The sequence below is a fragment of the Brevundimonas sp. genome (assembly GCF_035561115.1).
GTDB lineage: Bacteria > Pseudomonadota > Alphaproteobacteria > Caulobacterales > Caulobacteraceae > Brevundimonas.
Genome location: NZ_DATMYH010000051.1, coordinates 1 through 7235, shown reverse-complemented (window position 1 = coordinate 7235; position 7235 = coordinate 1). Strand labels below are relative to the sequence as shown.

Below are 7235 nucleotides of genomic sequence, written 5' to 3'. Positions count from 1 at the left end.
ACCTGCCCGCCCCGCCCCTGAACGAACGCAAATTCGGCACCGTGGGAGCCGTGGCGCTGGACAGCGAGGGCCGACTTGCCGCCGGCACCTCGACCGGGGGGATGACCGCCAAACGCTGGGGCCGGGTGGGCGACGTGCCGGTGATCGGCGCGGGCACCTATGCGTCCAATCGCGACGGCTGCGCCGTGTCCGCCACGGGCGACGGGGAGTTCTACATCCGCGCCTCGGTCGCCCGCGACATCTGCAGCCGCATCCAGGCCGGGGCCTCGGGCCAGGCCGCCGGTCAGGCCGAGGTCGACGACGCCCTGTCGCTGGGCGGTTCGGGCGGCGTCATCGTCATGGACCGCGTCGGACAGCCCGCGTTCGCCATGACCACTTCGGGTATGTATCGCGGGGCCGTCTCCTCCGGCGAGCCGACGCGGGTCGCCATCTATGGCGATGAGGCCTTGCAGCCATGAGCGGACGTGACATCCCGGGCGTCATCGCTCCGCCGCCCCTGATCTACCTCGGCTTCCTGCTGGCCGGCTGGGGCCTGGCCGAACTGGGAGCCCGGCCCGAGGCGATCGAGGCGGGCCTCGGCTGGCTGGCGGCCGGTTTCGGGCTCGAGATTCCCGTTCGCCGGGCCCTCGCGCTCGCCCTGATCGTCGGCGGCTTGCTGCTGGACGGCATGGCGGCGGGTCTGTTCCGCCGTCGGGGCACGGCGGTCGAGCCGTGGAAGCCGTCCACCGCCCTGATCATCGAGGGTCCCTACCGGCTCAGCCGCAACCCGATCTACGTCGGGTTCGCCGCGACCTACGTCGGCCTGGCCATCGCCATGGACAGCTGGATCGCGTTGATCCTGCTGGTCCCGTGTCTGATCGTGGTCGACCGGTTCGTCATCCGCCGCGAGGAGCGTTATCTGGCCGCCAAATTCGGCCCGGCCTATGACGATTACCGTCAGAAGGTGCGCCGGTGGCTGTAGACGACGAGCTGTCGGCCATGGCCATCGAGGAGCTGGACATCGCCTGCGCCCTGCCCTGGCCCGACATGAAGTCGGTGACGCCCTGGGGCGACAGTTTCACCGGGTTCGCGCCCTCGGGCCGCGAGGTCGAGGTCGAGCGACGCTACCTGTGGGCCCATGAGCCCGAAGGCGCGATCGCCGTCGAGGTCGAGGTGCGCGACGCCGGCGCCCGCACCGGAGCCGAGGCCAGGGCGCTGATCGCCCCGCCGGGCTGACGCAGCCGAAATCGCGACGCCGTTAACCTTTGTCGTTGCCAAGCCCGGCCGGCGGGGCAAGATGCGGCGGCGTAGCGTTCTCGCGGACGGGGAGGGACAGCAGCATGGCCTACGGCGCCGACTTCGCCACAGCCGACCCCGCCAATGCGCCTCTGGACGCCCCGATCATGCTGGGCGCCGATCCGGCGATGGTCGGGGCCGGCCTTCTGTTGCTGCTGGCGGCGTTTCTGCTCGGCTGGTTCATGGGCGCCCGGGCGCGGTCCCGCGCGGGAGATGCGACGGCCTCGATCTGGAAGGTGGTCGACAGGGCGGCCAAGGAGGCCATGAAGGCGGACGACAACGCCTTGAAAGGGAGGGCGGCCCAGCTGGTCGACGTCATCGACCGCCGCCTCGGCAAGACGTTGGCCCTCGTCATGGGGCATGACGGCCTGGTTGAGAGCGTCGAAGGGCTCCGCGGCGCCCTGGCGGGGCGCAAACCGGACGACCATCACGGCGCCGGACACGATCACGACCACGGGCACGACCACGGGCACGACGGTGAAGGACGCGAGCCGGATCATCACGGCGACGCCGACGCTCCGGCCGCGTCGTCCTCGATCGGGCCGGTGACGATCGTCAATGTCATCCCCGGCGCCCAGGCGCGCGCCGACCGGCCGAAGCCGCACGATCATGGCCCCCGCCGCGACCTGACCGCGCGGGAGCAGACTGCGGCGCTGCGGCTGGCCGTGGCCGCCTTCAACGAACACTGGCGTCATGAATCCGCCCGGGTGAAGGCCATGCGCGCGGCGTTGACTGAACTGTCGGGGCAGGACGGACGCCGCGGACCCGACCTCAGCCACGGCTGACCCTGCCGGTCGCGAGAGACGGTTTCCCCTCGCGGAGAAACCGCCTAAGCCTTGAGGCATGAAACTCGCCTCGCTCAAGCACGGCCGCGACGGCCGCCTCGTTCTCGTCTCCGACGACCTCGCCTGGTTCACTGACGCCTTCCTGATCGCGCCCACGCTGCAGGCCGCGCTGGACAACTGGGATCGGGTCGAGCCGGATCTCCTCGCCCTGGCGGAAAGCCTCGAACACGGCGGGGTGCCGCGCGGCCGGTTCCACGAGCGCGAGGCCGCGGCGCCCCTGCCCCGCGCCTATCAGTGGGCCGACGGTTCGGCCTATGTGAATCACGTCGCCCTGGTGCGTCAGGCGCGCAATGCCGAAATGCCCGACAGTTTCTGGACCGACCCTCTGATGTATCAGGGCGGCTCGGACGGTTTCCTCGCTCCGCGCGACCCCATTCCCCTGGCCGACGAATCCTGGGGCTGCGACCTCGAAGCCGAGGTGGTGGTCGTCACCGGCGACGTGCCCCGGGGCGTGACCCGCGAGGAGGCCCTGGGCCATATCCGTCTGGTCGGTCTCGTCAACGACGTGTCGCTGCGCAACCTGATCCCGGCCGAACTGGCCAAGGGCTTCGGCTTCGTCCAGTCCAAGCCCGCCTCGGCCCTGTCGCCCGTCTTCGTCACGCCCGACGCCCTCGGCGACCGCTGGGCCGACGGCAAGCTGAAGGGCGAACTGTCCGTCCAGCTGAACGGCGAAGACTTCGGCAAGGCCGACGCCGGCGTCGACATGACCTTCGATTTCGGCACGCTGATCGCTCACCTGGCGAAGACGCGGGCCCTGTGCGCCGGCACGATCATCGGCTCCGGCACGGTGTCGAACCGGGACGCCGGCGGCGGCCCGGGCAAGCCTGTCTCGGAAGGCGGCCTCGGTTATTCCTGCATCGCCGAGGTCAGGACCGTCGAAACCATCCTGCGCGGCAAGGCCGAAACGCCCTTCCTCAAACATGGCGACACGGTCCGTATCGAGATGCTGGACGACGGGCGCCACTCCATCTTCGGCGCCATCGAACAGACGGTCGAGGCGGTCTGATGATCGGCGGCGTCCTGCTTTCGCTGATCGCATGGGGCGTCGCGCTTGCGGCCCCGGTCCAGGCTTCGGAAGACGACTGGGATCTCGTTGTCGATCCGGCGCAGCGCCTCACAACGGCGTCCATCGCCTATTCTTCCGGCCAGTCCATCATGGTGACGTGCCGCGCCGGCGACCTTAACGTCATCGTCCGGGGATTGAATCCGGACGCCGGGCTCAGCCGCTATGCCGAGGTCGCCATCGATCAGCAACCGCTCGATGCGCAGAACTGGTTTCACCTAGGCGATGGTGCGGCGGTTCTCAGTGGAACGCCGGCGTTCCATGCCCGCCAGTTCCGGAGCAGCGGCGTCCTTGGTTTTGGCGTGGGCTCGTCGGAACTGCACCCCCGTGTGGCCCAACGCCTTGTCATGGACCTTCCAGACCGGTCCGAAGGGGTCGATCAGGTTCTGACGGCTTGTGGCGTTCCTCTGAGCGATCCGCGGGACAGTCTCCCTAGATGGAATTCGTTCGCCTTCCCCGGCGACTCTCCTTGGGTCCGGATGGCCAGGCCCGAATTTCCGGCCGCCGCGGCCGCTGCGGGAATCGAGACCGGTTTCGCCGTCAGCTCATGCATCGTCGGGCCGCGAGGCGAGCTTCTTGAATGCCGCGTGGAAAAGGAAAGCGATCCAAGGGCCGGCTTTGGAAGCGCCGCCGTCCGAGCCTTGAGATCAGCGCGGGTCGTGGTGGACGGCGAGGGCGGCGCAGTCCCCGGACAGGTTCTGGTGGGGACCATGCGGTTTCAGGTGCAATAGCGTGCGGTCCGCCGGACCTCGGTGTTGATCGCCCGGTGCAACGCCTCGGGCCGTCGCCGCGGTCTCATGAGCCAGCACCGCCGCCGGTCCCTGGCAGGACAGCAGCAGGGCTGACATCGTCGCCAACATCACGCGTTTCATTCCGACCTCCGATTTCCCGGAGCAGAGGCGGCGGCGCACCTTTACGGATGCGCGGGAGAGATTAAGCTTTCGACAGTTCTCGCGGCGCGTGTCGACCTGCCTCCGGACGGCGCCGGTGCGGGAGGGTCGTTCACTGTCCGGTTCCGGGCGAGCCAAGCCCTCGCCGGCGCCCTTTGCTCGATTGACCCGGACCGACCCCTCACGCTACCAAGCCCGCCTGCCGGGATAACCCCAGACGGCCTGTGCGGGCGTGGTGGAATTGGTAGACGCGCCGGACTCAAAAGCCCGTCAATCACGTCAGTTTTACCGGAGGCACGTTGATTTTATAGCACTTTTCTGGCCCTATGGTGCGGCAAGCGCCTAGCGCAGTGCTAGCGCAAACAGCGCATTTTGGAGGCCCTGTCGATGACCACTCGACACGCGCTTCTCGGCGGCAAAGTCCAAGTCTTCAAGCGGCCGAACAGCCCGCACTGGCAGTGCTCGGCGTCCGTCGGCGGCCGTCAATTCCGCAGCACTACGAAGCAAGAGAGCCTCGCTCTGGCGAAGGACTTCGCCGAGGATTGGTTTCTGACCCTTCAAGGCAAACACCGTTTCGGCGGCGGCATCGCCCCTAAGCGATCAGGCAAGACATTCAGGGAGGGCGGAGAGCAGTTCGTGCGCGAGTACGAAGCCCTCACCTTGGGGGAGCGGAACCCAGAGTACGTCAAGGGTCACAGTGATCGACTGAGGGTTCACCTCTACCCCTTCTTCGGCGACAAGCTGCTGAGCGAGATCACCCCCGGGCTGGTGCAGGAGTACCGGGTTCACCGGATGACATCCCGGCTCGACCCGAAAACCGGCGAACCGAAGCGACCAGCGCGCACCACTCTGCACCATGAGATCGTGACGCTTCGTCAGGTCCTGAAGACAGCCAATCGACACGGCTGGCTAGCCATCCTCCCCGACCTTTCGACCCCGTACAAAACGTCTGGCAAGATCGTCCATCGGGCATGGTTCTCCCCGGCCGAGTACAAGCTCCTCTACGAGGCCACACGCGAACGAGCCGCCAACCCCCGACACAATCGGGGGCGTTGGGCCTTCGAATCCCAACGCCTGCACGACTACGTGCTGTTCATGGTCAACACCGGGCTTCGCCCTGACGAGGCCGGCCGCTTGGAGTTCCGGGATGTCGAGATCGTTCTCGATGAAGACTCCGGCGAGCGCATCCTGGAGATTGAGGTGAGGGGTAAGCGGGGCGTGGGCTACTGCAAGAGCATGCCCGGCGCTGTGCAGCCCTTTCGTCGCCTCTCACAGCGGAACACGCCAGTCGGGGCAAAGGTGCCGAAGCCCACCGAAAAGGTCTTCGGCTGCACCCCGCGCGAGCTGCTCAACACCGTCCTGGAAGAACTGGACCTCAAGCGAGACAGGGATGGTCAGGTGCGCACCGCCTACAGCCTGCGGCACACCTACATTTCCATGCGCCTCATGGAAGGCGCTGACATCTACCAGATCGCCAAAAACTGCCGCACCAGCGTCGAGATGATCGAGAAATACTACGCGTCCCACATCAAGAATATGATCGACGCGTCGGCCATCAACGTTCGGCGTCCTAAGCCGAGCCGAAGAGCGGGAACCCGCTCGACACCACCGGGCGAACGCCCAACCTCGTGAACACTGTCGTCCTAGCAGATTATTGCCCAACGCGTTTTACCGGACCGACTGAAACGCGCCATTAGCAGACATTGACGACTCTGCGAGAAGACGACTCTAGTTTGAACTACGCAGCTCACTTGCCTTGGACCTTCGACGCGATGACTGAAGTCCGCTCAAACGCCGCAGGGTTCGATCTGGAGCGGGTGCGGGCTGCGGCGCAACGCGCGCTCGATCCGCTGCAACCGGCAAACGCCCAGACGACGGCGCCGAAGGATTTCTTCTTCAGCGCCAAACGCCTTGCTTCGTCGGATGCCCTGCCGCCCTACTACCTCGTGCGCTTTCTGCTGGTCGACCTGCTAGGCTTTCGGGACAACGGCCGGTTCGAGAAGGTCGCCTGGTCGGTGCCGATCGATCTCGACGGCCGGGCCTTCCTAATCGAGCACCGTAAATTCGGACTTGGGGTCTTCGGCGGCGGCACGCCGGAAGACCTGGAGGGGGCGAAGGCGGTAGCGCGCCTGCTCCACCGAGGGGTCAAGTCGTCAAAAGCCTACTTCACTTGGCTGGCCGAGGAGGCCGGTAAGGCCTCGGCGCTGAATGTCGTCAATAGGGCGCCATCGCTGTTCGGGCGGTTCGTGTTCTTCGCCGACCTGTACGACGCCCGGTCGTCGGAGGCCGAGGCGCGCAAGAAGGAGAGCATCCGGACTGACTCGGGCCCGAATTCGTGGACCGTCCACTGGCCGGCGCACGAGCTGCGAGAGGAGGCAGGGCACTACGCCCTGTCCGCAATCGAAAGCTTTTTCAGCTGGACGGAGCACGTCTTCATCCTGATCGCGATCCTGCGAGGTGCCTACACAACGGGAGAGGCCGTCCGGGATCTGGCGCGGGCAGACTGGGAAATGAAATTCAAGGCCGCGCTCGACATCGATGTTCCTGCGGACAAGGCGTATTTCGACAAGCTGCTTGAGGTACGGCGGCAAGTGCGCAACTTCGTCGCCCACGGCTCCTTCGGGAAGGACGGTGAGGCCTTCAGTTTCCACTCCACGGCAGGTGCGGTTCCCCTGCGAATCCTTGATCAGAAAGGCGGGGCTCGCTTCGGCCTAGGAGCCGGCGCAGCCTATCGCGATCAACAAGCCCTCCAGCTTCTGCGGGATTTCGTCGCCCACCTCTGGTCGGGCGTGCGTGAGCCGGCTGAGCTCTACATCATGGACCATGGCCACCCTCTGATCTTGACCTATGCCCAAGACGGCCGGTACGCGCAGGCCATGTCCTCGTTCGACCACATGGAAGCCCTTGCGGACCGGCTGGCCTATGAGTTCGATCGCCACGCCAACATGGAATACTGACCGCCCCATCCGGAGAGATCACCCGTAAGATTTCGAAACGCTGTGCGGGTGTCAATTGGCTGCGTAGCGCCATGTGTGGACGGCTCTCCGTTGGCAAGGGTGATCTGGCGTTCTGTTGAGCTGGTCGGTGCGGCCATGTGTTCGACCTGTTGGTGCGGTACGCATGACCGCTGGCCATAATGCCTTCCGCGAAGGCGGGTCCCGA

Annotated in this window: 8 protein-coding genes; all 8 read left to right on the top strand. The window is 66.3% G+C overall.

Going from position 1 to position 7235, the window contains the following annotated elements; genetic code table 11:
• On the top strand, nucleotides 1-458 hold a 458-nt coding region (locus VN378_RS06620; protein WP_325742143.1), incomplete at its 5' end, for an isoaspartyl peptidase/L-asparaginase.
• Entirely contained in the window at nucleotides 455-961 is a 507-nt protein-coding gene (locus VN378_RS06615) for an isoprenylcysteine carboxylmethyltransferase family protein (protein ID WP_325742141.1), read from the top strand. The genes VN378_RS06620 and VN378_RS06615, both read left to right, overlap by 4 nt.
• Entirely contained in the window at nucleotides 952-1215 is a 264-nt protein-coding gene (locus VN378_RS06610; protein ID WP_325742139.1) for a hypothetical protein, read from the top strand. Before VN378_RS06615 ends, VN378_RS06610 begins: the two co-directional genes overlap by 10 nt.
• 104 nt (nucleotides 1216-1319) lie before the next feature.
• Nucleotides 1320-2060, top strand: coding sequence for a hypothetical protein (locus VN378_RS06605; protein WP_325742137.1), 741 nt, complete (start codon nucleotides 1320-1322; stop codon nucleotides 2058-2060).
• A gap of 58 nt (nucleotides 2061-2118) precedes the next feature.
• A complete protein-coding gene (locus tag VN378_RS06600) occupies nucleotides 2119-3126 on the top strand; it encodes a fumarylacetoacetate hydrolase family protein (RefSeq protein ID WP_325742135.1) in 1008 nt (335 codons plus the stop codon).
• Nucleotides 3126-3914 (top strand): hypothetical protein, encoded by a 789-nt coding sequence (locus VN378_RS06595; protein ID WP_325742133.1) that lies wholly within the window; start codon nucleotides 3126-3128, stop codon nucleotides 3912-3914. Before VN378_RS06600 ends, VN378_RS06595 begins: the two co-directional genes overlap by 1 nt.
• Nucleotides 3915-4460: 546 nt before the next feature.
• Entirely contained in the window at nucleotides 4461-5705 is a 1245-nt protein-coding gene (locus VN378_RS06590) for a site-specific integrase (protein WP_325742131.1), read from the top strand.
• A gap of 101 nt (nucleotides 5706-5806) precedes the next feature.
• Nucleotides 5807-7030 (top strand): hypothetical protein, encoded by a 1224-nt coding sequence (locus VN378_RS06585; protein ID WP_325742129.1) that lies wholly within the window; start codon nucleotides 5807-5809, stop codon nucleotides 7028-7030.
• Nucleotides 7031-7235: the final 205 nt, after the last annotated feature.